Below are 22066 nucleotides of genomic sequence, written 5' to 3' on the forward strand. Positions count from 1 at the left end.
CTATGATCTGGGATATATCGACCTGGAGCAGAGAACCCTACAGACAATCGACAACCCGTTCGGCACGAGGTTGTAACCCATGTCTCCGGTACAAACTGTTACCTATGTCTCCGGATCGGACAGAAGAAAAATGGTCGGAGTGAGAGGATTCGAACCTCCGACCCCCTCGTCCCGAACGAGGTGCGCTACCAGGCTGCGCTACACTCCGACGTAATTTTTGGATCGCTAAGAGCAAGTCCATCGGGAACAGCGGGGCAAGCCCGCGCTGCGTGGAGGGTCATTTAGCAAAGCTGACCTGTTCCCGCAAGGACTTTGCAAGGCCGAAGGACATTTTTTTAAAACTGTGAACAACATCAGGGCGATACGCTGAAACATCAAAGGATTTCAAAGCCTGCCGCCTTCAGGTGGAGCCGCGGCGAGAAGGTTTTCCGGTTTGCTGGATGGTGAAACGCTCCGCCTGTGTCTTGATCGAAAACCGGGTGCGAACCCTTCTGGGGAAAACCTGTCCGACAGGTCAAAAGATTGCCCCGGGAGGCTCTTGCGCTTGCCACACTGTCTCGCTATACAGCGTCTCCACGGCCTTGGGGTGTAGCCAAGCGGTAAGGCAGCGGTTTTTGGTACCGCCATGCGAAGGTTCGAATCCTTCCACCCCAGCCAGTTTTTCCGATGGATTTTGAAATACGGGTTTCAGCCAGCTGCTCTGCGCAGGCGGGTAACATCTTGCCCATTTGCTGCCGCCGCCCGCAGCACCGCTATCCTTTCCAGAACCGCTTCGCGCCGTGCGTCGAGGTCGGCGCGCAGCCGGTCGATATGCTCCAGTTTCTTCAGCATCATCGGGATGCCGTCTTCGCAAGGCCCGTCGCCGTCGTCGGACAGGCACGCGGCCATGCTGCGGACTTCGCGGGTGGAAAAGCCTGTGGCGATCAGGTCGCGGATGCGGCCGGCGCGGCGAATGTCTGCTTCGGAGTACCGGCGGTATCCGTTGTCCGAGCGGCTGGCCTCCATCAGGCCCGCCGTCTCGTAATGGCGCAACATGCGCTCGGAGATGCCGAGCCGCTCGGCCGCTTCCTTGATCTGCATTCCGGTCCCTTTCCGCTTCGCCCGATGGCCAGTCTCGCACCTTGACACTAGTGGGAAGGTCAAGGCCGGACTTCAAGAGGAATGGAAAGGGACTTGCGCGTGTCGGGCGTCAGCCGCGCTGCGACCAGCCGCCGTCTACGGTCAGGATCTGACCGGTCAGCCAGTCGTTGTCCGGGCTGCCGAGGCGCAGGATCCAGGGGACGATGTCGCGGGTAACCCCGCGCCGTCCGAGCGGCACCTGTGCCGCCTCGGTATCCTCGACGGTCCGCGCCATCTCCAGCGAGAGCCCCATCATGCCTGTCAGGGCGCCGGTCTTGACCGGGCCGGGAGAAACCGCGTTCACACGGATGCCGTCACCGGCGAGTTCGATCGCCCAGGAGCGGGTCAGATGTTCGAGCGCGGCCTTGGTGGCGGCGTAATGAGCCAGCGCCGGGGCGGCATTGTGGCTGACGGCCGTGCCGATATTGACGATGGCGCCCCTGGAGGTGCGCAAGTCCGGCAGGGCTTCCTTCACCAGCAGCGAGGGGGCCACGATGTTGACCGCGCAGAGTTCGGCGATGGCCGCACCGTCATAGGCCTCGATCGGGGCGAGCCCGCCGGCGCCCGCATTGTTGACCAGAAGATCCAGCCGGCCCCAGCGCTCGCGCGCCGCCGCGATCACGGTCCAGGCGTGGCCACGGTCCGCGCTGTCGGCCGCAACGGCTTCGATGTTGCCGGCCCCCGCCGCCACTTCCTCAAGCTTTGCCGGGTTGCGGCCGGTGACGATTACCTTTGCTCCGCGTGTCGCCAGCGCCAGCGCGGTGGCCTTGCCGATGCCGGAGCTGCCGCCGGTCACAATTGCCACCTTGTCCTGCCACACATTGTCTTCTGTCATGTCTCACCTTGGTTTTTGAGGGTGTTGAACTGCAGTGTTCAGGCAAGGCCTAGCCGCTTGCCGCTAGTGTCAGGGTCAAGGGGAAATTTCTGGGACGATGCCGCGTTTCTCCTCGCTCGAGGGCATGGCGCTGCCGCAGTAATTAGCCGACGGGCGGCACGGAGGGGGCAATGCCCGGACCGCGATGGGAGTTGTTCAACAGAACTGGGGTTGTCGGACAATCCCGTATTTTGGAGTTGTTTTCTCGTAAGTATCTGTAATTTATGAAATAAATTCGTTTTAATAAAGAGTTTGCACAGGTTGTCAACAGGGCGCTTTCCGTAAATGTTGAAAAGAAACGATCTCAGTAGACAATAAGTAGTTAACCAAGCATTATCTTAATAACTACTGAGCCAGATCGGTTCCGACTTGGTAATCGGATCGAGGATTTGGGGTTCTCGGTAGCCCATGCCCGGGCTGTTCCTTCAGGCTTTCTTTCGGGGGAGTGTGATCGGCCGGTTCTCGGGAGACCGCATGGGACGCGCTTTCGGCGGTTGCGCACCGCGGATCGCGCCCCGGTGATCCGGTAGCGGCGGGTTATCCGCGTGGCCGGCGTGGGAGCGGTGTCCTTCGGGATGTCGGTGCCACGGGCTGAAGTTTCCCGGAGGGGAGGTTGAGGCCACCGGAGATCGGAATCGCTTTGGTTGCCTGCCTGAAAGGGCGTGTCACCAAAACAAGTATTCCGCTCCAAACAGGAGGGTGCTGGTGAAAACCGGCACCCTTTTGTTTTTTTAGCGTACGCGCGGCATTGCCTCCTGAAGAGCGGGGTCAGCGCTGACACTCGAGAGCCGCGCCGTTGTAGCTGGTTTCGACACAGGCCCGATAGCCCGCCGGTTCGTCCCATTTGCTGCAGGCGGGAACATTGACGCTGGCCTGGTAGCCGCATTGGTTGGTGCAGGCATCCCCGTGGCTGCGGACACAATTGTCGTATTTCGCCAGCGCCTGATCGACATAGCTGCGCAGCTGCGCCGATTGTCCGAGGCCTGCCGCCAGATCGTTCAACAGCGCAACGCCGCATTCCTGGCAGGAGGCGCGGCCGGTGCTGCTGGCCGCGCGGTGCAGGGTTCCTGACGCGAAGTAAGACACGCCATCCTGGCTGCCGGTCCATTCCCAATAGGCATTGTCACCCTGGACAACAAACCGGATCTGGCCGTTGTCGACACAGTTTTCCCGGTAGGCCGTGATGGTTTCGGTGAAGGTGTAGACCCCGCCGCTGCCGCCTCCGCTGAGCCGACCGGAGCAGGGGATGCCCGGATAGTCGGTGGTGCCGCTGCTGGAGGAATCCAGATCCATGATGACGCCGTAGGAACCCCAGCCCGGCTGGTCGACGGTACCGGTCCAGTGCCCAGTGGGATCCTGTGCGGTAGCGGATCCGATCGAAACGAGGACGAGACATCCGGCAGTGAACAGGATCCGGACAAGCATGACGGCAGCCTCGCGAGCGCGTCTCTCCATGGTGGAGAAGACGGTTTCTCATTGGCTTGCAAGGATGCTGCGGAGAGTGCTGCGGATCAAGTGAGGGGTCATGCCTAGTGTGGTGAATTTGAAATTCGCCTCATTGTTGCAGCGACCATCGAAGCGAATTTCAAATTCGAAAACCACACTAGAAACATATGCTTGCTAGTCACCCTTTGGAATCTGAAGCTCGTTCCGAGTGTGCCGGGAAATAAGACGAACTTCAGATTCGGGTGACTAGGGTCAGGACCCATTAATTTGATCGAAATGGCGCAACAAACGGCAAGGAGCTGCAAGGAAAAGCGCGAAAAGCGGGCTTCCTGCCCGGTTGAGCGGTTTGACGCAGCAAATCAAAGCCGTTTTTGCGTCCCTCGGGGATAGGGTGAATTTGCCAGGCAACGTCGTTGCAAATCTTTGGAAACCGGACGGTTTCCTGCAGTTTTGCGCCTCGTATCCGAACAAATTCATCCCTACCATTTCACTCAAATTAGTGGGTCCTGACCCTTGGTATTTGAGGCTGGCGGCGGCCAGTCGGACCGCCGCCAGCGCTTGGGTCAGTCAGCGGGTGGGGCTGGCGGGGTCTCCGGGGTGGCGTCGCAGGTGGTGACGCCGCCGAAGCAGCCGTATTTCTGGCCCTGCTGCGACGAGGCGTAGTTCACGCCGGCGCCGGGCGCGGGCTCGGCAAGCGTGTCAACCGTCAGCGTGAAATTGGCCTGTTCCTCGAAGATCACCACGAAATCGGAACCGCCAAAGGCGAAATTGGCGAATTCCCAGCCCTTGTCGGCCATGGCGCCTTCCTTGACCCAGTCCCGTTTCACGATCGACGACACCTGGGCCATGCCCATCGGTGAGATCACCACCAAACCGTGATCCGCGGTTTCTATGCCGATCACCATGCGGGTCTGACCGAATTGCCAGTCGGCAGTGTCCTGCGGGTCGTAATGGCTGATTTCTCCGGTTTCGCGCGCTTCCGCCCAGCCGGACTTCATTCGGACGCCCGCCTGCAGGTGCTTGAAATAGACGATCTTGCCCGCCACCGGCACATGCAGCCGGTGATAGTTGTTCACGTTCAGAAACTGGTGCGTCCAGGTGCCGTTCTTGAACAGGGTCGGGTCGATCGAGCCGAAGGTTTCCAGCACTTTCTCGCCGTCCTTGCCATCAATGAACTCATAGACGTTGCTGTAGAGCTGGCCCTTGATCATTTCGCCAGCCTGGGAGACGCCGTCATAGGTTGTCACCAGCTTGCCGGTGCTACTGATCGGCCACCAGCCGGCCGAGGTGCTGTCGCCGATGGCGACGACGGTTGCCGGGTCGTTGTAACCTTCCACCGGGCGTGAGCCGGTCGGGAACGTTGCGGCGCAAAGCTCGCGCACGAAAAAGTCCTGGAAGGTCTTGTAGCCGCCTTCCGGCGGGCAGTACCAATCGCCGAAATTCGGATCGCTGGTGAAATCGGGAATATGAACCGCCGACGCCGGCGTCTCCAGATACTTGCCCCATTCGACGGCGACGTCGCGCATCCAGTTGGAGAAGGCGTCGTTCTCGAACTGGATCTGGCCGCGCGGATCCGTGGTCAGCTGCCGGTCGACCAGAAAATAGCTGTAGGACAGAAGGTCGAGAATGTTCCAGTTGCAATAGTTCTTGCCGTCCATGCTGACCCGGATGCCGTCATCGATGATACCGGTGTTGATGTTCTGCGGCGGGTAGGTCACCAGTGCATCGACGAAACCGTAGTAATCGTCGAGGCTCGCAACCGGATTGGTCTGCGGATCGGAATTGATGATCTGGCCGAGCGCGATCGACTTGGTCAGCTGCTCCTGCAGCGCCGGATCGCTTTCCACCAGCGCGATCAGCGCCTCTGTGGCCGGCTGGCGGCCGGGATCGGGACAGTCTTGGTCCTGGGCCTTTGCACCGACCCCTGACACAAGCAGGGCAGCGGTGACGGCGGAAGCGAAGCGGAGATGCATTGGGAAACTCCTTTGGCTCAAAGAGGCGTCTAGGGGCTGGCAATCGGCAGGGAGATCCGGCGCCGGATGCCTGGCATCTGGCACCCGTTGGACATGTCCCGGTTACAACCCCGCTTCGAGTATAGGTGCGACAGTCAAAATTATACAATCTTAGGTAGTTTTTACGAGGCCAATTCGCGCGCCCGTGTTCTAGCCGTTTGGACCTCTGGACGGCTTCGCCGCTTCCAGTCCAAACTGACTTCAAAAATCGGGAGGACTTCATGCGTCGGAAGGTTGTTTCGGCGGCGGACGCGGCCGCGCTGGTCAAGGACGGCGACACCATCACCACATCCGGATTTGTCGGCATCGGTGTGCCGGACGAGCTTCTGGCGGCGATCGAAGCACGGTTTCTGGCACGAGGGTCGCCCCGCGACCTGTCGCTGGTCTTCGCCGCCGGCCAGGGAGACGGCAAGGATCGCGGCCTCAACCGGCTCGGCCATGACGGCTTGTTGAAGCTGGTCATCGGCGGTCACTGGGGCCTGATCCCGAAAGTCGCCAGGCTTGCGGTCGAGGGCAAGATCAAGGGCTGGAACCTGCCGCAGGGCTGCATCAGCCAGCTCTACCGCGACGCGGCCGCCGGCAAGCCCGGCATGCTGTCCAAGGTCGGGCTTGAAACCTTTGTCGACCCGCGGCAGGGCGGCGGTGCTGTCAACGAGCTGTCGACCGAATCCCAGGTCGAGCTGATGGAGATCGGCGGCGAGGAGGTGCTCTTTTACCCGGCACCGAAACTGACCGTTGCTCTGCTGCGCGGCACGACGGCGGACGAGGCCGGCAATGTCACCATGGAGCGCGAGGCGCTGCTGATCGACAATCTCGCGCAGGCGATGGCGGTGAAGAATGCCGGCGGCGTGGTTATCGTCCAGGTGGAACGGCTGGCGCGCGGCCGCAGTCTGCCTGCGCGCGAGGTCCATATTCCCGGCATCCTGGTCGACGCCGTGGTTGTGGCAAGCCCTCAGAACCACATGCAGACCTACAAGACGTCGTTCTCGCACGCCTTCACCAACCGGATCCGCCCGCCGGAAGGCGAGATCCCGGCAATGGAGCTCGGGCCGCGCAAGATCATCGCGCGGCGCTGCGCCTTCGAGCTGCCCGTCAACGGCGTCATCAATCTGGGCATCGGCATGCCGGAGGGCGTTGCCGCGGTTGCGGCCGAAGAGGGGTTGCTGGACCATGTTACACTGACGGCAGAGCCGGGCGTGGTCGGCGGTCAGCCGGCCTCGGGGCTGGATTTCGGCGCGGCGGTCGATGTTGACGCGGTCATTCCGCAGAACTCGCAGTTCGACTTCTACGATGGCGGCGGGCTCGACATGGCCTGTCTCGGCCTTGCTCAGGCCGATGCGGTCGGCAACGTCAATGTCTCGCGCTTCGGCCCGCGTCTCGCAGGTGCCGGGGGCTTCATCAATATCAGCCAGAACGCCAAGGCCCTGGTCTTCGCCGGCACCTTCACCGCCAAGGGGCTGCATATTCACCTGAACGATGGCCGCATGGCGATCCAGGAAGAAGGCACGTCGCGGAAATTCCTGGCCGAGGTTGAACAGGTGACGTTTTCTGGGCGCCGGGCGGCCCGCCTCGGCCAGCCGGTGCTTTATGTCACCGAGCGCTGCGTGTTTGAACTCGGCGAAAACGGCCTGATGCTCAAGGAAATCGCGCCGGGCATCGATCTGGAGCGGGACATACTGGCGCAAATGGCGTTCCGGCCAATCATCGGCGAGGTCACGGAAATGGACGCCCGCCTGTTCCGCGACGGTCCGATGGACCTTCGCAGAGAACTCCTGCATCTCGACCTGCCAGAACGCATCGCCCTCGACGCGCAGAGCAGGCGCCTCTTCATCAATTTCGAGAAGATGCGCATCCGCACGAGGGAGGAAGTCGCCCAGGTGCGCGACCAGGTGGAGCGGGTTTGCGGCCCGCTCGGCAGTCGCGTCGATGTCATCGTCAACTATGACGGCTTCCATCTGGATGACGATGTCGCCAATGCCTATGCCGAAATGGTCGCCGATCTGGAAAGCCGCTTTTACGGCACGGTTACCCGTTATTCCGGCTCCGCCTTCCTGCGCCTCAAACTCGGAGAGACCCTGAAAGGGGCGGCGCATATCTACGAGACACGAGAGGCGGCGCAGTCGTTCCTGGACGGGAGGGGGTGAAACGGTTCAGCTGCCGGAGCTGCTCCCCGGCCGGCTTTGCCTGCGCCCGGCAACATATTCCCGCAGCAGGCTGACACGCTTGGGGCGGAAGCTCTCCGGGCCGCGCGTCATTGCCTCAATGCGGCTGACATGGAAGTGGCGGTAATCCATGCGCAGCCGGCAATGGGCGAGCAGCAGCAGCGTATCCTCGGCATAGGACATGCCGAGTGGCCAGATCTCCCGGGTGCTCACGCGGTCCTGCAGATCCCTATAGGTGATCGACAGGCTGAATTCCTGCCAGCAGGCTTCGCGCAGCAGATCCAGATCGACACGGACCGGGGGCCTGACATCTTTCTGGCGCCAGCTGCGCAGAACCGTGTGCATCGCCTGGCGGGCCTGGCCGTCGGGCAGCGTGGCGACGATCCGTGCCATGGCGTTGCGCCCGGCCTCGATCAAAGTGGCATCGCCGATCTGTTCCAGGCCGCTCTGGGCCAGCATCAGCGCCTCGATTTCCAGCCGAGAAAAACTCTGCGGTGGCAGCGCCTTGTCTTCGGTCAGCGTGTAGCCGACACCGGCGGCGCCGTCGATCAGGGCGCCGCCGGCGCGCAGGGTGGCGATATCGCGGTAGAGCTGGCGCAGCGACACGCCGCTCTCCTCGGCCAGCCGCGCGGCGGTCACCGGCTGCGGCAGGCGCCGCAGCGTGTCCATCAAGCGCATCAGCCGGTCTGTGCGGGCCATGAGATTTTGCTCCTGCCGGAAAGTGTCAGCAGGGGGACGCTATAGCTTCTTCACCCAAACCGAAAGGAGCAATTCCATGCCAACGCTTTACCACGCCCCCAACAGCCGGTCCTCGTCCATCGTCACCCTGATCGAGGAACTCGGCGCCGATGTCGAGATCCAGGAGGTGACGGTCACCCGCCAGGACGGCAGTGGTGGTCCGGATCCGCGCAATCCGCATCCGGAAAAGAAGGTGCCTTACCTTGTCGATGGCGAAGAAAAAATCCGCGAGCGCGGTGCCATTGTTCTCTACCTGACAGACAAGTTTCCCGAAGCCGGGCTTGGACCCATCGAGGGACAGCCTGGCCGCGGCGACTACCTGTCCTGGCTGTTCTATTACCAGGGCATCATGGAGCCGGTGATCCTGTTGCAGTTTGCCGGCCTGAGCCATCCGGTGCTGACGGCAAGTCTGCGGGATCATGGCACCATGACGGCCCGGCTGGCCGAGACACTGGAAACCCAGCCCTATCTACTCGGAGAGAATTATTCAGCAGCAGATCTGCTGTGCAGCAGTCCGTTCCTGTGGGCGCCCGATCTGATGCCGGATAACAAGGCGATCCGCGACTGGGTGGCACGCTGCGCAGACCGGCCGGCGGTCAAGCGCACGGTTGAGCGGGAGAAAGCCGCAGCCTGATCGGCAAAGATGTCGTGACAAGCAAAAGGCCTCTTCAGCGCAAGCCGAAGAGGCCTGGATTTTTTATTTTGGGATATCTCTCCGGCGATCAGCGCCGCTTGCCGAATGTGGGTTTGCCGCCGCCGCTGTCGGGGCGGGCACGGCGGGCCGGCCCCTTGGGCACACCCTGCGGATCGTCGAAATGCTTCCGCTGGAAGAAATTGTCCGGACTGTCGCGGCGGTCGTCGAGCTCGCTCTTCAGCGCTTCCTCGGAAGTCCTCAGAACCTGGGCGCGCTGCGCCGACACCCGGCGCTTCTCGCTGATGAACTGGACCCCGCAGCGCAGGCCTTCTTCCCAGCGGCGCTCGCAGGTGACTTCATAGTCTTCCAGATCGATATGCAGATCGAATTCCTTGGGCAGCATGTAGGCCTGCTCGAACTGGAGCATGGCGCCGCCTTCGGAAATATTGCGCACGGTGCAGGGGATGGATCTCAGTCCGTGCTGAAAGACCATTTTGCCCTTCTTGAACACGCGGGCCCGCCGCTCGCGCGGGAACTGATCGCTGGCACTTTCATCCGCAACCTGATGCGGAATGGGTTTGGCGTCCGACATGGTCAACTCGCATTTACAGTGACACTTGAGATGCGAAGCACCTCATGCTTGCGAAGAGTTTAACAAGAAAGCTCTTGCCAATCCGTGAATCCCTGACACTGCGGTTTTTGCGGAGGGCCGGTTCGCTTGCGATTGGCAACAAAAGGCCCTATGCCGGGCGCAGAGAAACCTGAGCGTTTTCATTTCGCGGGCATTCGTGGAACACCATTCCTTGAATTGATACAGGTTCTTTCTTTATTTACGGGCAAGCGACACGAGAAAGCGAAGCGGAACCTTAAGGTTTTCCGCAGAATGAGGCATTGATGACGGAAGATCAGACATCCTTTTTGACCCAGCTGGCCATTCGCGCCGGAGAGGAAATTCTGAAAATCTATGCTGAACCCTTCGAGGTTGAGAACAAGACCGACGGGTCTCCGGTGACCAAGGCCGACGCGGCCGCGGAAAAAATCATTCTGGCCGGCCTCGCCGAACGGTTCGCCGACATTCCCGTTGTCGCCGAGGAAAGCGTCGAAGCCGGTAACCTGCCTGCCGTCGATGGCCGGTATTTCCTGGTTGATCCTCTGGACGGCACCAAGGAATTCCTCAAGAAAAACGGCGAGTTCACGGTCAACATTGCCCTGATCGAAGACGGCTGTCCGGTATTCGGCGTGGTGTCGGCCCCGGCACTGGGCGAAATTTATTGGGGTGGGCGTCTGGAGACAGACGGTTCGGCGCAACAGGTGGCGTTCAAAGGCACGATCGAAGCAGGTTCGGTCACAAATGTCGAACAGGTCGCGGTCCGGACGCCTCCGGCGAATGGTCTCAGCATCCTGGCCAGCCGCTCGCATATGTCGGACGAAACCGCGGCTTTCATTGGTCAGTTCAAGGTGGCGGAACAGCTCTCCGTCGGCTCGTCCCTGAAATTGTGCTGGGTGGCCGCCGGCCGCGCCGACCTCTACCCGCGCCTCGCGCCGACCATGCAATGGGACATCGCGGCCGGGGACGCCATCGTGCGGGCCGCCGGCGGTTCCGTGGTCTATGCCGAAAGCGGCGCGGATTTCGGCTACCATGTGCCGGAAAACGCCACCAAGGATGACCTGCGCAATCCGCACTTTCTTGCCGTGAGCGACAAAACACTGCTGCAGGGCTTGGCGCCCGCCGCCTGACGCACGACCTGGACCAAATGACGACGGCCGGTCCGCCGGCCCAACGGAAAAGCGAATATGAACATGCAATCTCAGGGGATCACGCCCGAGCGCCTCAGCAATCTGAAGCGGCTGGAAGCGGAAAGCATCCACATCATCCGGGAAGTCGCCGCCGAGTTTTCCAATCCGGTGATGCTCTATTCCATCGGCAAGGATTCAGGCGTCATGCTGCATTTGGCGATGAAGGCGTTTTACCCTTCCAAGCCGCCATTCCCGCTGCTGCATGTGGACACGACCTGGAAATTCCGGGACATGATCACCTTCCGTGACGAAACCGCCGCGCGTCTCGGCATGGACCTGATCGTCCATACCAACCCGGAAGGCCTGGAAAAGAACATCGGCCCGTTCTCTCACGGCTCTTCGGTACATACCCACATCATGAAGACCGAAGCGCTGAAGCAAGCGCTCGACAAATACGGTTTCGATGCCGCCTTCGGTGGTGCCCGCCGCGACGAGGAAAAGTCCCGCGCCAAGGAACGCGTGTTCTCGTTCCGCAACTCCAGTCACGGCTGGGACCCGAAGAACCAGCGTCCGGAGCTTTGGAGCCTCTACAACGCCCGCGTTGCCAAGGGCGAGAGCATCCGCGCCTTTCCGCTGTCCAATTGGACCGAGCTCGATATCTGGCAATACATTCTGACGGAAAACATCCCGATGGTGCCGCTCTATTTCGCCGCCAAGCGTCCAGTGGTGAATCGCGACGGCATGCTGATCATGGTCGATGACGACCGCATGAAGCTTCAGCCCGGTGAGACGATCGAGGAAAAGATGGTCCGTTTCCGCACGCTCGGCTGTTACCCGCTGACCGGCGCCATTGAATCGGATGCCGATACGCTGCCCGCCATTGTCCGCGAAATGCTGATTGCCCGCACGTCTGAGCGTCAGGGGCGCCTGATCGACAAGGACGAAAGCGCCTCGATGGAAAAGAAGAAGCGCGAAGGATATTTCTAAGATGACGATCACCGATATCGAAAACGCCGGCGAGACGGCCGTCACCGACTATATCCTCGCCCAGGAAAGCAAGGATCAGCTGCGCTTTCTGACCTGCGGTTCCGTTGACGACGGCAAGTCCACCCTGATCGGCCGCTTGCTTTACGACACCAAGCTGATCTTCGAGGATCAGCTGGCCGCGCTTGAGCGCGACTCCAAGAAACACGGCACGGTCGGCGAGGAAATCGATCTGGCCCTTCTGGTCGACGGCCTTGAGGCCGAGCGCGAACAGGGCATCACCATCGATGTGGCCTACCGCTTCTTCGCCACGGAAAAGCGCAAGTTCATCGTCGCCGACACCCCGGGACATGAGCAATATACCCGCAACATGGCGACAGGCGCCTCGACCGCCGATCTCGCCGTCCTTCTGGTCGACGCCCGCAACGGCCTGATGGTGCAGACACGGCGCCATGCCTTCATCGCCTCGTTGCTGGGAATCCGTCACGTGGTGCTGGCAATCAACAAGATTGACCTGGTCGGCTATTCCCAGGAGAAATTCGAGGAAATCCGAAAGGAATTCGAGACGTTTGCCAATGGCTTCGATTTTGAAAGCCTGCAGGCGATCCCGATGTCCGCGCGCTATGGTGACAACGTCACGATCAAAAGCGACAAGATGGGCTGGTATTCCGGGCCGACCCTTCTGGAACATCTGGAAACCATCGAGGTCGGCGAACACGTTCTCGGAGCCCCGTTCCGGTTTCCGGTCCAGTGGGTCAACCGGCCGAACCTCGACTTCCGCGGCTATTCCGGCACGGTGGCGAGCGGCAGCGTGGCTGTCGGCGACGAACTCGTCGTCGCCGGTCCCGCCAAGATCTCCAAGGTTAAGACGATCATCGGCGCGGACGGCGAAACTTCCGCGGCGCGTGCCGGCGAGGCCGTCACCATCACTCTGGAAGACGAGATCGATATTTCCCGTGGTGATCTGCTGTCTTCGACGGCGCACCGTCCGGAAGTCGCCGACCAGTTTGCGGCCCATGTCATCTGGATGTCAGATGAGCCGCTGCTGCCGGGACGGCCGTATCTTTTGAAGATCGGAACGCGCACAGTCACGGCGACGGTTTCGGAGATCAAGCACAAGATCAACGTCAACACATTCGAGCATGTGGCCGGCAAGACGCTGGAACTCAACGAGATCGCCTTCTGCAATTTCGCCCTGTCCTCCGCCGTGCCGTTCGACCCCTATGAAGCAAACCACACAACCGGTTCCTTCATTCTGATCGACCGCATGTCGAACGCGACGGTTGGCGCCGGCATGATCTGGTTCGCGCTGCGCCGGGCCAGCAACATTCATTGGCAGGCGCTTGATGTCGACAAGTCGGCCAGGTCTGAAAAGCTCGGCCAGAAACCGGCGGTGCTGTGGTTCACGGGGCTTTCCGGATCGGGCAAGTCGACCATCGCCTCGATCGTGGAGAAGAAGCTCCATATCGACGGCAAGCACACCTACACGCTCGACGGCGACAATGTCCGCCACGGCCTCAACAAGGATCTGGGCTTCACCGATGCCGACCGGGTGGAAAACATCCGTCGCGTTGGCGAGGTTGCCAAGCTGTTCGCCGATGCTGGACTGATTACGCTGGTGTCGTTCATTTCGCCATTCCAGTCCGAGCGCCGCCTGGCACGCGATCTCCTGGGCGAGGGCGAGTTCATCGAGGTCTTTGTCGATACGCCCATCGAGGAATGCCGCAAGCGCGATCCGAAAGGTCTTTATGCCAAGGCCGATCGCGGTGAAATCAAGAATTTCACAGGTATCGACAGCCCGTATGAAGCACCGGAAAATCCGGAAATCCACATCCGGAATGTCGGCCGAGAGCCGGAAGAGGTTGCCGAGGAAATCGTCACCTACCTGCGTGAAAACGGGTATTTGAGCAGCTTTGGCGAGAATGGCGAAGGGATCTAAACCCGATTGCGCTTCGCCAGGGCTTCTTCCCAGCGGTAGGCGTCGGCGACAATCTGGTTGATATCGTCCAGCTCGGGCTGCCAATTGAGTTCGGCCCGAGCCAGACGGCTGTCAGCCACAACTTCCGGGCAATCGCCAGGCCGCCGCGCGCCCATCTCAACGGTAAAATCCGACCTGGAGGCAGCCTTGACGGCACGGACCACTTCCAGAACGGAAAAACCACGGCCATAGCCGCAATTGGCGATCAGGTTGCCGCCGCCCGAGCGCATGCGCTCGACCGCGAGCCGATGGGCCAGGGCCAGGTCCGTCACATGTATATAGTCGCGGATCGCGGTGCCGTCGGGCGTATCGTAATCCTGGCCGAAAACGGTCATGGACGGCCGTTTGCCCGTTGCAGCTTCGCAGGCCACCTTGATGAGATTGGTAGCCTCCCGGGTCGCCTGGCCCGAACGTCCGCGCGGGTCGGCACCGGCGACGTTGAAATAACGCAGCGCCGTGACCGTCAGGTCGTGAGCTTTGGCGACATCCATGAGCATCTGCTCGGTCATCAGTTTCGATGCGCCGTAAGGCGCCTGGGGCCGAAGCGGGGCGCTTTCCGGCACCGGCACACTGTCCGGCAGACCATAAACCGCGGCAGTCGAGGAGAACACGAAATGCCTGACCCCGCAGGCGACGGCCGCCTCCATCAGTCCGAGCGAGTTTACGGTGTTGTTGCGATAATATTTCAGCGGGTTTTCGATCGACTCCGGCAAAATGATCGATCCGGCGAAATGCACGATCGTCTCGATATCGTGCCGGCGCAGCACGGTTTCCATCTCCTCCCTGTCGGCGATGTCCTGCTGGTACAGGGGCACGCCTTCGGGCAGCAGCCAGTCGAAGCCTGTGCTGAGATTGTCGACCACCACCGGCGTCTCCCCGGCATCCAGAAATGCCAGGGCAGCGTGGCTGCCGATATAGCCGGCGCCGCCGGTGATCAGAACGGTCATGGAAACGGCCACCCTCCCTGTCAGGTGTCTCAGTGATACGCGATTCCGCGGAAAACGACCAAACCGGATCGACGCGGTGGCGGACTTTCTCTTGCCCGCTTCAACGAAGCCTTTTATGACCACGCCATTGATTGATCGAAGCAGCTTGACTCGTTTTTCGTCTGAAAGGCCTCGCACGTAACATGAAAACCGTTCTGGTGACCGGCTCCGCAGGATTTATCGGCTTTTACCTGTGCACGCGCCTTCTGAAGGACGGCTTCCGCGTCATCGGTCTCGACGCGATGACCGACTATTACGACGTCAAGCTGAAGGAACGGCGCCAGCAAATGCTGTTGCAGCACGAGCATTTCAAGGCGGTCAATGACCGGGTCGAGGCGCCGGACCTGCTGATGTCGCTGTTTCGGACCGAAAGCCCGGATTTCGTCGTTCACCTGGCCGCCCAGGCGGGCGTACGCTATTCGATCGAAAACCCGCGCTCTTATCTGGAGAGCAACTTGGTGGGAACTTTCGAGCTTCTGGAAGCCGCCCGGGCCCATGCGCCTGAGCATATGCTGCTGGCTTCGACGTCTTCCGCTTATGGCGCAAACACCCAGATGCCCTATACGGAGACCGACAAGGCCGACCATCAGATGTCGTTCTATGCGGCCACCAAAAAGGCAACGGAATCGATGGCGCATTCCTACGCTCATCTTTACCACCTGCCGGTGACCATGTTCCGTTTTTTCACCGTTTACGGTCCCTGGGGCCGTCCGGACATGGCCTTGTTCAAATTCACCAAGGCCATTCTCGAAGGCCGTCCGATCGACGTTTACAACCACGGCGACATGAAGCGTGATTTCACTTATGTGGAAGACCTGGTCGAGGGCATCCGCCTGTTGATGGATGCCGTCCCGGTTCGCCCGGAAGAGGGCGAACCTGTCCCCGAAGGCGACAGCCTGTCCCCGGTGGCGCCGTGGCGGGTGGTCAATATCGGCAATTCCACTTCCGTACAGCTGACGGACTTCATTGAGGCTATCGAGACGGCTATCGGCAAAAAGGCCGAGCGGAACCTGATGCCGATGCAGGCAGGTGACGTGCCAGCCACCTGGGCCAATGCCGATCTGCTTCAGAAACTGACAGGTCACCGGCCGAAAACGAATGTCCGGGAGGGCGTTGCCAAATTTGTCGAATGGTACCGGGACTATTATTCGGTCTGAGGCGGCTGACAGACATCCACCCATTCCGCCGACGTGATCTCCGCTATGCGGTCCGGCGCAATCCTGACCGCGGCATTGGTCGCACCGGCCGCGGGAATGACAATGTCGAAGTCCTTCAGCGAGACATCGCAATAGACCGGCAGCGGCTGTGCCAGTCCAAACGGACAGACGCCGCCGACGGGATGACCGGTCAAGTTTTCCACCTTGTCCAGGCCGACCATCTTCACCTTGCCACCAAAGGCGGCTTTGGCCTTTTTGTTGTCCATGCGCGCATCGCCGCGGGCGACAACAAGGAAAACCTGATCCTTGAGCTGGAACGACAGGGTCTTGGCGATCTGCCCCGGTACAACGCCGTGCGCTTTCGCCGCGAGCTCGACGGTCGCGCTGCTTTCCTCGGTCACGATGAGCTCCAGATCGGGGGCAGCGGCGGCAAGGTGGTCACGGACGCTCTCAAGGCTCATTCTGACTTTCTTTCGTGAAATGGGGTGCTTGTTTGAACCGGATCAATAGATTCGATCGGTTTGAACTGGCAAGGATGCCAATTATTTGTGCATATCCGCAGATGCATCCTGCTCTACTTTAACAATGCATTCATTATGATCTTAAACGGATTTTAACCATTAGGAGCTTAAACGGTACAGTGGCGGAGTAAAAGTTTCGACTTTTGGTTTCCGTGGTTTGTGTCTTTTAAGGAATGCCTCAATGGCAAGGGCCATGACAGCCGCGACGGAAGTTTGTCCTCCTGGGCAGGAGGACGACGAACTGACTGACCGGGAGGCAAACCGGGGTGGGACAATGAACATGCCACATATGGTGGCGAAAAATCTCCTGTTCTGGGGATCTGTTTCGCTCACCCTTTATGGGCTCTACGCAGTGGTCGCGGCGCTTTAAAGCATTTCGAGAATTGTTTGAAACAAGCATTGCCGACTTTTGCGTTCGAGGCAGAGCCGAGAGGCAGCTAAAGTCGGCTCAGACTTTTCTCGAAATGTTATAGGCGCGGCCAATTGACGTTCTGTCCTGACGTTTTGTGGGTGCCCGTGACCCCAATCGACCACACTTCTTAAAATGCGAATAGCCGGCCCGTCCAAGGCGGGAACAGCGCTCACGTGTCCGCGTCGAGCCGGTTTCTGCCGAAATGATGATCCGGCCGGAAGGTTTCGGGCAGCGGGTGATCCGCGTCCCGGCCCAGGATCTCGGCAATCAGCGCATCAGCGACAAGATGGGCAATGCCAAAGGAAATCTTGAAGCCGCCTGTCGCGGCAAAGACGGCTTCATGGCCCGGCAGGCGCCCGATCAGCGGATCGCGCTTGTTGCAGCGGGGCCGGATCCCGGCCCAGTCCGACAGAACCTTGCGACCCTTGAGCTGGGGGCAGAAGTTCATTGCCCGTGCCATCAGTTCGCCGGACCGTTCCGGGGAGGGCGTGTCGTCTTCAAAATCCCTGTCCGAGGTGCTGCCGATCGCCACGGTTCCGTTTGCATGCGGCACGACATAGAGCCCGTCGCAATAGATGGCCGGGTGGTCTTCCAGCCCGGTGCCCTCAAGCAGAAGCGCCTGTCCCTTTTCGCCCCGGCCGATCCGTTCGCCGGTCAGGTGCTCGATCAGGTCGAACGCAGCGAAGCCTCCAGAAACAACCAGGCCCTTTGCCTTTATAGGTGATCTTCCGTTTCCGAGGATCACGCTGGACGTGTCGGCGTCAAACCCGGTGACCTCGGCGCCTTCCACCAGCGTGCCGTGACCGCGGAAATATCCTGCCAGCGCCGCAAGATAGGCACGAGGAGAAATCCGCGCGGCCAGGCTTTCGTAGACGATGCCATGCGGAGCGGCGTTTGCCGACAGCCAGTCGGAGCGGCTGCCGACCGGTTCGACCACATAGGAAAATCCGGTCTTCTCCGGATGCCAGCGCAGTTTGCTTTCTTGCGCCCGTTCCAGGTGATGTTCGAGCTTGTCGGTCGTCGTCAGCGGAAGGATTCGGCCACAGCGGGCATAGCCGCAATCGTGTCCGGTTTCCGCTTCCAGACGCCGGACCCGGTCTTCGAGACAGGCGAGCGCCTGGAACTGGAACTCCTTCTTCGGGTTCCAGCGCGCCGGCATGTGCGGCATCAGGGCACCGAGCACGCCGCCGCTTGACCCGGCCCCCACATGGGCTTTTTCCAGGACCACAACGGAGAGGCCCGCCTTGATCGCGGCATAAGCGACGGACAGGCCGAAGATGCCGGCACCGGAGATGGCGAGATCGTAGGAGGCGGTTTCGGCTGTGGCCATGTCAGGCACTGTCCTGGTGATTGATTGATGCGAAAGGCTCTCGTATGAGAACGTTGAGGTCTGGCTCGATTGCGAACCTGACCGGAGCGGCATCTTCTAAGGCAGAACACAAGACCATGTCCACCAAAGCGCCGGATCTGGAATGGCTCGACGGCGATGTGCCGCGGGCCGAAGGTTTTGACGACACCTATTTTTCAAGGGCGGGCGGCCTGGCCGAGACCCGCCATGTGTTTCTGGCGGGCAATCGCCTGCCGCAGCGTTTTGCCGGCCGGAAGGCATTCACCATCGCCGAATTCGGCTTTGGCACCGGGCTCAATTTCCTGACGACGCTAAAGGCTCTGGAGGAGGTGAGAGACCCTGCGGCGCTGACCTTTGTCTCTTTCGAGCTTTACCCGATGACAACAGATCAGCTCAGCCGGGCGCTTGGGGCCTTTCCCGAACTGGAGGGGCTTGCCAACGAGCTTTTGAAGGCCTGGGCGCCGGAGCCGGGCTGGAACCGGATACGCGTCGCTGGAGCCGAGCTTCGTCTCGGCATTGGCGATGCCTGGGAGTTGATCCGGGACGTGTCGATCCCGCCGGTCGACGCCTGGTATCTTGACGGTTTCAGTCCGTCGAAAAATCCGGAACTTTGGGCACCTGAGTTGCTCCGGGCTGCGGCGGAACTGACAGCCGCCGATGGCACACTTGCCACCTATACCTCCGCTGGCTGGGTGCGGCGCAATCTTCAGGCCGCCGGGTTCGAGATCGAAAAGGTTCCCGGGTTTGCGGGCAAACGTGAAATGGTTGTTGGCCGCAAGGCCTGAGGTGCGGCCCCCAGAGTGGCGAGTGGAGTTCACTCCCTTGAGCCGGCGATGGTTTCCTCAAGCCAATGCCTGAATTTTTCCATCGCCGCATTTTCCTCGCGCGATTTGAGCCAGGTCAGCCAATAGCTGCCGGTCAGCACCGACTGCGCAAAAGGCTGGACCAGGCGGCCGGAACGCAGGTCCTGACCGAACATGGAGATCGGCAGCAACGCGACGCCGGCGCCCTGGGCAGCAGCCTCGGCCATGGTCACCGAGCTGTCGAACATCCATCCCCGGGCCCGGGGAGGCGTCACTGATAGGCTCTGGAACCATGTGGCCCATTCATCCATCCGATAAGACCGCAGCAGGGGTTCCCGGAGCAGATCCTCGGGCGCAGTCAGTCTTTGGGCGATCTCGGGCGAACAGGCGGGCGCAAGGGGGGCGTCCATCAGGTGAACGGCGCTGGTCCCGTGCCAGGCGCCGTCGCCAAAGCGGATGAAACAGTCGAGCCCGTCCGCCAGAATGTCCGCTCGATTGTTGTTGGTTTTCAGCCGTAGATCGATGTGGGAGTACCGGTTGGCAAAGGCTCCGAGGTGGGGCAGCAGCCAGCCTGTGGCGAAGGTCCCGACGACGCCCACGCTCAAAACGTCCCGGAAGTTTCCATCCTCGAAGCGACTCAGCGCGGCGCTGATACGCTGAAACGCGTCTGTCAGCACAGGCAGAAGCGCCAGCCCCTCGTCGGTCAGGGCAACACCGCGCGGCAGACGTTCGAACAAGGTGAGGTCGAGCAGCTCTTCGAGGGCTTTGACTTGATGGCTGATCGCTGTCTGCGAAACACGCAGTTCGAGGCCGGCGCGCGTGAAGCTGTTCAGTCTGGCCGATGCTTCAAACGCCCTGAGGGCATTGAGCGGCAATTGAGAGATGTCCATCGAGGTCTCCTTGGCCAAGTTTTTCTCATGCCTAACCTCACTAATCATCATTTGCGTAATATCTGTGGCATCGGCAGGTTACCCAAGTTTTCTGCTGACGGTCCGGGGGGCAAACGGCCGCGGCAGATTGGACCCCTTTGGAGACCTGAAGAAATGATCCGATCGATCCGTAGATTTGCCCGCACAAGTGCTGTCGTTGCCGCCCTGGTGGCCGTCCCGGCAACCGCGCAGCCCGCATGGGCCGGCAGTTTGCAATTCGCTCCCTTGGAACGCGTTGTCCTTGATGCCGAAGCGCGGTTGTCCGCCCACATCGGTGTTGCCGTGATTGACACGGAAACCGGCGAGGCGTGGCAGCACAGGGGAGCGGAACGCTTCCCGACCAACAGCACGTTCAAGGCCTTTTTATGCGCGGCGCTGCTGGATGCGGGCGCCAAGGGCCAGGTGGATCCGGACCGCAAGGTGACGGTTCGGGACAGCGATCTGGTCTCCTATTCGCCAGTGACGGAAAAACATGTCGGCGGCGATCCGCTCAGCCTGCGCGAATTGTGCGAGATCACCGTCACCATCAGCGACAATGCCGCCGCCAACCTGGTGATGAAGGAAATCGGCGGACCCGACGCCCTGACCGCCTACCTGCGCGCAATCGGCGATGATGTCACCCGCGCGGATCGCTGGGAACCGGAGTCCAATTCCGGCATTCCCGGCGACGAGCGGGACACGACCAGCCCGGAGGCCGCGGCCGAGACCCTTAAGAAACTGGTCCTGGAAAAAACCTTACCGGACACCGAGCGCAAACTGCTCACGGACTGGCTGATCGGCAACAAAGTCGGCAAGGCAACCTTGCGTGCCGGACTGCCCGAGGGCTGGCGCATTGCCGACAAGACCGGTGCCGGTGCCAACGGCTCGCGCAACAACATTGCCGTGATCTGGCCCGACGGCCGCAAGCCGGTGGTGATCGCCATCTACATCACCCAGACGGCGGCCTCCTTCGACGCCCGCAATGCGGCGATCGCAGAGATTGGACAGGCTCTGGCGGAAGGTCTCACGCCATGAGTGGGACTGCCGGGAGTTGACGAACGAGCGGCTACTCGCTCGAATGGTTGGTGCCGGGGCCAGACCGGACCCGGTGCCAACAGGAGGCGATCATGGCCGTTTCATTGCAGGTTCTTTATCCGGTATTGCCGGACACACGTTTCGATCACGACTACTACAAATCCACTCACATGCCGCTGGTCAACGAACATATGGGTCCGTTCCTGTTGATGGTGCAGGCTTCCAAAGGCCTGGCGGGCGGACCCGATGCGCCGCCGGACTACTACGCCATCGCCACCATGGTGTTCGAAAGCCAGGAAAAGCTGTCGCTGGCGATGCAGGCGGCCGGGCCGGTTCTTGAGGACATTCCGAACTACACAAACACCAAGCCGCAAATGCTGATCGGCGAGGTTCTCGGCTGAGCCTTGGGGGCAGGCCGGAAGGAGGAAACGCCCCGGCGAGGGGCATCGCAAAGGCGTTTCCGCACAGGGGCGGCTTGGCAGAAGCCGGCCCGGTGTTCATGGCGCGTTATTTCGGCAGCAACACGTCATTGACCACGTGGATCACACCGTTGGACTGATTGACGTCCAAGATCGTAACTTTGGCGGTACCGCCCGCTTCATCGAAGATGTAGAGACTGGAGCCCTTGACCACAGCTGTGAGAGCATCGCCGGAGACGGTCTGCATGTTGTAGCGGCCGCCTTTGGATTTGGCCCACGCCATCAGGTCCGAACCGGAAATGTTTCCAGACACCACATGGGCGGTCAGCACCTTGGTCAGCTGGTCCTTGTTTTCCGGCTTGAGCAGAGTGTTGACCGTGCCGTCCGGCAGTTTGGCAAAGGCGGCATTGGTCGGAGCGAAGACGGTGAAAGGGCCAGGTGTCTGCAACGTATCGACAAGCCCCGCGGCCTTCACCGCAGCGACCAGAGTCGTGTGGTCCTTCGAGTTGACCGCATTTTCGACAATGTTCTTGGTTTCATACATCGGCGCGCCGCCGACATCCGGATTGGCGAGGGCAGTGCCGGCGGCAAGGCTGGCCGCGAAAAGGGCAGTCAGGGCAAGTGTCTTCGTCATGGACCGTAATCCTCCGGTTGGTGTCCCGGCGCGGCTTCTGTTGACCGATGGGTTATCCCGCGCCTTGCAACGGGTACACGGCAGGTCCGGATCTGGATGCAGCTTGCATGAATTTTTTTACGACCTTGGAGAGGGCGCTCCCCTGTGTTCCAGGCGGGG

At 60.8% G+C, this 22066-nt stretch carries 20 protein-coding genes and 2 tRNA genes; 10 read left to right on the plus strand and 12 right to left on the minus strand.

Going from position 1 to position 22066, the window contains the following annotated elements:
* Positions 1-131: 131 nt before the first annotated feature.
* Positions 132-208: transfer RNA gene (locus M0H32_RS27860), tRNA-Pro, on the minus strand.
* 374 nt (positions 209-582) lie between these two features.
* Between M0H32_RS27860 and M0H32_RS27865 the strand changes: the two genes are divergently transcribed.
* Positions 583-657: transfer RNA gene (locus tag M0H32_RS27865), tRNA-Gln, on the plus strand.
* Between the two features lie 30 nt (positions 658-687).
* Here the strand turns inward: M0H32_RS27865 and M0H32_RS27870 are convergent.
* The 4 genes from M0H32_RS27870 to M0H32_RS27885 form a co-directional block, all read right to left on the minus strand.
* Complete coding sequence (locus M0H32_RS27870) at positions 688-1080, minus strand: MerR family transcriptional regulator (protein ID WP_248159916.1); 393 nt, start codon at positions 1078-1080, stop codon at positions 688-690.
* A 109-nt stretch (positions 1081-1189) separates the two neighbouring features.
* The gene (locus tag M0H32_RS27875) at positions 1190-1954 is read right to left on the minus strand and encodes an SDR family NAD(P)-dependent oxidoreductase (protein WP_248159917.1); all 765 of its coding nucleotides are present in this window, start codon (positions 1952-1954) and stop codon (positions 1190-1192) included.
* 807 nt (positions 1955-2761) lie between these two features.
* Positions 2762-3448, minus strand: a complete 687-nt coding sequence (locus M0H32_RS27880) for a hypothetical protein (protein ID WP_248159918.1) — start codon at positions 3446-3448, stop codon at positions 2762-2764.
* A 554-nt stretch (positions 3449-4002) separates the two neighbouring features.
* Positions 4003-5412 (minus strand): phosphatidylserine decarboxylase family protein, encoded by a 1410-nt coding sequence (locus M0H32_RS27885; protein WP_248159919.1) that lies wholly within the window; start codon positions 5410-5412, stop codon positions 4003-4005.
* Between the two features lie 260 nt (positions 5413-5672).
* Here M0H32_RS27885 and M0H32_RS27890 point away from each other — a divergent pair, with 260 nt between their 5' ends.
* Complete coding sequence (locus tag M0H32_RS27890; RefSeq protein WP_248159920.1) at positions 5673-7595, plus strand: acyl CoA:acetate/3-ketoacid CoA transferase; 1923 nt, start codon at positions 5673-5675, stop codon at positions 7593-7595.
* A 6-nt stretch (positions 7596-7601) separates the two neighbouring features.
* On the opposite strand, the gene M0H32_RS27895 is transcribed toward M0H32_RS27890, so the two are convergent.
* Positions 7602-8312 (minus strand): helix-turn-helix transcriptional regulator, encoded by a 711-nt coding sequence (locus tag M0H32_RS27895; RefSeq protein WP_248159922.1) that lies wholly within the window; start codon positions 8310-8312, stop codon positions 7602-7604.
* Positions 8313-8388: 76 nt separating this feature from the next.
* Here M0H32_RS27895 and M0H32_RS27900 point away from each other — a divergent pair, with 76 nt between their 5' ends.
* Positions 8389-8985, plus strand: a complete 597-nt coding sequence (locus M0H32_RS27900; RefSeq protein ID WP_248159924.1) for a glutathione S-transferase family protein — start codon at positions 8389-8391, stop codon at positions 8983-8985.
* An 88-nt stretch (positions 8986-9073) separates the two neighbouring features.
* On the opposite strand, the gene M0H32_RS27905 is transcribed toward M0H32_RS27900, so the two are convergent.
* Positions 9074-9577 carry a PilZ domain-containing protein gene (locus tag M0H32_RS27905; RefSeq protein WP_248159926.1) on the minus strand — a complete coding sequence of 168 codons (504 nt, stop codon included), beginning with the start codon at positions 9575-9577 and terminating at the stop codon, positions 9074-9076.
* A 302-nt stretch (positions 9578-9879) separates the two neighbouring features.
* Between M0H32_RS27905 and cysQ the strand changes: the two genes are divergently transcribed.
* From cysQ to cysN, 3 genes are read left to right on the plus strand one after another with little or no spacing between them, the layout of a single operon-like run.
* Positions 9880-10722: a 3'(2'),5'-bisphosphate nucleotidase CysQ gene (cysQ, locus tag M0H32_RS27910; protein ID WP_248159928.1), complete on the plus strand. Its 843-nt coding sequence runs from the start codon at positions 9880-9882 to the stop codon at positions 10720-10722.
* Between the two features lie 57 nt (positions 10723-10779).
* Positions 10780-11709: a sulfate adenylyltransferase subunit CysD gene (gene cysD / locus M0H32_RS27915; RefSeq protein WP_248159930.1), complete on the plus strand. Its 930-nt coding sequence runs from the start codon at positions 10780-10782 to the stop codon at positions 11707-11709.
* A gap of 1 nt (position 11710) precedes the next feature.
* Positions 11711-13645 carry a sulfate adenylyltransferase subunit CysN gene (cysN, locus tag M0H32_RS27920; RefSeq protein WP_248159931.1) on the plus strand — a complete coding sequence of 645 codons (1935 nt, stop codon included), beginning with the start codon at positions 11711-11713 and terminating at the stop codon, positions 13643-13645.
* Here the strand turns inward: cysN and galE are convergent.
* Positions 13642-14631, minus strand: coding sequence for a UDP-glucose 4-epimerase GalE (gene galE, locus M0H32_RS27925; RefSeq protein WP_248159932.1), 990 nt, complete (start codon positions 14629-14631; stop codon positions 13642-13644). The genes cysN and galE overlap by 4 nt on opposite strands.
* A 182-nt stretch (positions 14632-14813) precedes the next feature.
* Here galE and M0H32_RS27930 point away from each other — a divergent pair, with 182 nt between their 5' ends.
* A complete protein-coding gene (locus M0H32_RS27930) occupies positions 14814-15827 on the plus strand; it encodes an SDR family NAD(P)-dependent oxidoreductase (RefSeq protein WP_248159933.1) in 1014 nt (337 codons plus the stop codon).
* On the opposite strand, the gene M0H32_RS27935 is transcribed toward M0H32_RS27930, so the two are convergent.
* Together M0H32_RS27935 and M0H32_RS27940 are read right to left on the minus strand one after the other, a co-directional pair.
* Positions 15815-16288, minus strand: coding sequence for a YbaK/EbsC family protein (locus tag M0H32_RS27935; protein WP_248159934.1), 474 nt, complete (start codon positions 16286-16288; stop codon positions 15815-15817). The two genes, M0H32_RS27930 and M0H32_RS27935, sit on opposite strands and share 13 nt — an antisense overlap.
* A gap of 641 nt (positions 16289-16929) precedes the next feature.
* A complete protein-coding gene (locus M0H32_RS27940) occupies positions 16930-18090 on the minus strand; it encodes an NAD(P)/FAD-dependent oxidoreductase (RefSeq protein WP_248159935.1) in 1161 nt (386 codons plus the stop codon).
* A 116-nt stretch (positions 18091-18206) separates the two neighbouring features.
* Here M0H32_RS27940 and mnmC2 point away from each other — a divergent pair, with 116 nt between their 5' ends.
* On the plus strand, positions 18207-18893 hold the full coding sequence (gene mnmC2 / locus M0H32_RS27945; RefSeq protein WP_248159936.1) for a tRNA (5-methylaminomethyl-2-thiouridine)(34)-methyltransferase MnmC2: 687 nt from the start codon (positions 18207-18209) through the stop codon (positions 18891-18893).
* A 29-nt stretch (positions 18894-18922) separates the two neighbouring features.
* On the opposite strand, the gene M0H32_RS27950 is transcribed toward mnmC2, so the two are convergent.
* Complete coding sequence (locus M0H32_RS27950) at positions 18923-19801, minus strand: LysR family transcriptional regulator (protein ID WP_248159938.1); 879 nt, start codon at positions 19799-19801, stop codon at positions 18923-18925.
* 153 nt (positions 19802-19954) lie between these two features.
* On the opposite strand from M0H32_RS27950, the gene bla reads away from it, so the two are divergent.
* Both bla and M0H32_RS27960 read left to right on the plus strand, forming a co-directional pair.
* Positions 19955-20854 carry a class A beta-lactamase gene (gene bla / locus M0H32_RS27955; RefSeq protein ID WP_248159940.1) on the plus strand — a complete coding sequence of 300 codons (900 nt, stop codon included), beginning with the start codon at positions 19955-19957 and terminating at the stop codon, positions 20852-20854.
* Between the two features lie 92 nt (positions 20855-20946).
* The gene (locus M0H32_RS27960) at positions 20947-21255 is read left to right on the plus strand and encodes an EthD family reductase (RefSeq protein ID WP_248159942.1); all 309 of its coding nucleotides are present in this window, start codon (positions 20947-20949) and stop codon (positions 21253-21255) included.
* Positions 21256-21361: 106 nt separating this feature from the next.
* Here the strand turns inward: M0H32_RS27960 and M0H32_RS27965 are convergent, their stop codons facing one another.
* Positions 21362-21907, minus strand: a complete 546-nt coding sequence (locus M0H32_RS27965) for a fasciclin domain-containing protein (RefSeq protein WP_248159944.1) — start codon at positions 21905-21907, stop codon at positions 21362-21364.
* Positions 21908-22066: the final 159 nt, after the last annotated feature.

Source organism: Roseibium sediminicola (assembly GCF_023156505.1).
In the GTDB taxonomy this organism is placed as follows: domain Bacteria; phylum Pseudomonadota; class Alphaproteobacteria; order Rhizobiales; family Stappiaceae; genus Roseibium; species Roseibium sediminicola.

What these genes read in the sequence shown, in the direction of transcription:
- M0H32_RS27890 (WP_248159920.1), top strand. Translation starts at nt 5,673, where the DNA reads ATGCGTCGGAAGGTTGTTTCGGCGGCGGACGCGGCCGCGCTGGTCAAG.
- M0H32_RS27935 (WP_248159934.1), bottom strand. Translation starts at nt 16,288, where the DNA reads ATGAGCCTTGAGAGCGTCCGTGACCACCTTGCCGCCGCTGCCCCCGAT.
- mnmC2 (WP_248159936.1), top strand. Translation starts at nt 18,207, where the DNA reads ATGTCCACCAAAGCGCCGGATCTGGAATGGCTCGACGGCGATGTGCCG.
- cysN (WP_248159931.1), top strand. Translation starts at nt 11,711, where the DNA reads ATGACGATCACCGATATCGAAAACGCCGGCGAGACGGCCGTCACCGAC.
- bla (WP_248159940.1), top strand. Translation starts at nt 19,955, where the DNA reads ATGATCCGATCGATCCGTAGATTTGCCCGCACAAGTGCTGTCGTTGCC.
- M0H32_RS27895 (WP_248159922.1), bottom strand. Translation starts at nt 8,312, where the DNA reads ATGGCCCGCACAGACCGGCTGATGCGCTTGATGGACACGCTGCGGCGC.
- cysD (WP_248159930.1), top strand. Translation starts at nt 10,780, where the DNA reads ATGAACATGCAATCTCAGGGGATCACGCCCGAGCGCCTCAGCAATCTG.
- M0H32_RS27900 (WP_248159924.1), top strand. Translation starts at nt 8,389, where the DNA reads ATGCCAACGCTTTACCACGCCCCCAACAGCCGGTCCTCGTCCATCGTC.
- M0H32_RS27885 (WP_248159919.1), bottom strand. Translation starts at nt 5,412, where the DNA reads ATGCATCTCCGCTTCGCTTCCGCCGTCACCGCTGCCCTGCTTGTGTCA.
- M0H32_RS27940 (WP_248159935.1), bottom strand. Translation starts at nt 18,090, where the DNA reads ATGGCCACAGCCGAAACCGCCTCCTACGATCTCGCCATCTCCGGTGCC.
- galE (WP_248159932.1), bottom strand. Translation starts at nt 14,631, where the DNA reads ATGACCGTTCTGATCACCGGCGGCGCCGGCTATATCGGCAGCCACGCT.
- M0H32_RS27960 (WP_248159942.1), top strand. Translation starts at nt 20,947, where the DNA reads ATGGCCGTTTCATTGCAGGTTCTTTATCCGGTATTGCCGGACACACGT.
- M0H32_RS27905 (WP_248159926.1), bottom strand. Translation starts at nt 9,577, where the DNA reads ATGTCGGACGCCAAACCCATTCCGCATCAGGTTGCGGATGAAAGTGCC.
- cysQ (WP_248159928.1), top strand. Translation starts at nt 9,880, where the DNA reads ATGACGGAAGATCAGACATCCTTTTTGACCCAGCTGGCCATTCGCGCC.
- M0H32_RS27870 (WP_248159916.1), bottom strand. Translation starts at nt 1,080, where the DNA reads ATGCAGATCAAGGAAGCGGCCGAGCGGCTCGGCATCTCCGAGCGCATG.
- M0H32_RS27930 (WP_248159933.1), top strand. Translation starts at nt 14,814, where the DNA reads ATGAAAACCGTTCTGGTGACCGGCTCCGCAGGATTTATCGGCTTTTAC.
- M0H32_RS27965 (WP_248159944.1), bottom strand. Translation starts at nt 21,907, where the DNA reads ATGACGAAGACACTTGCCCTGACTGCCCTTTTCGCGGCCAGCCTTGCC.
- M0H32_RS27950 (WP_248159938.1), bottom strand. Translation starts at nt 19,801, where the DNA reads ATGGACATCTCTCAATTGCCGCTCAATGCCCTCAGGGCGTTTGAAGCA.
- M0H32_RS27875 (WP_248159917.1), bottom strand. Translation starts at nt 1,954, where the DNA reads ATGACAGAAGACAATGTGTGGCAGGACAAGGTGGCAATTGTGACCGGC.
- M0H32_RS27880 (WP_248159918.1), bottom strand. Translation starts at nt 3,448, where the DNA reads ATGGAGAGACGCGCTCGCGAGGCTGCCGTCATGCTTGTCCGGATCCTG.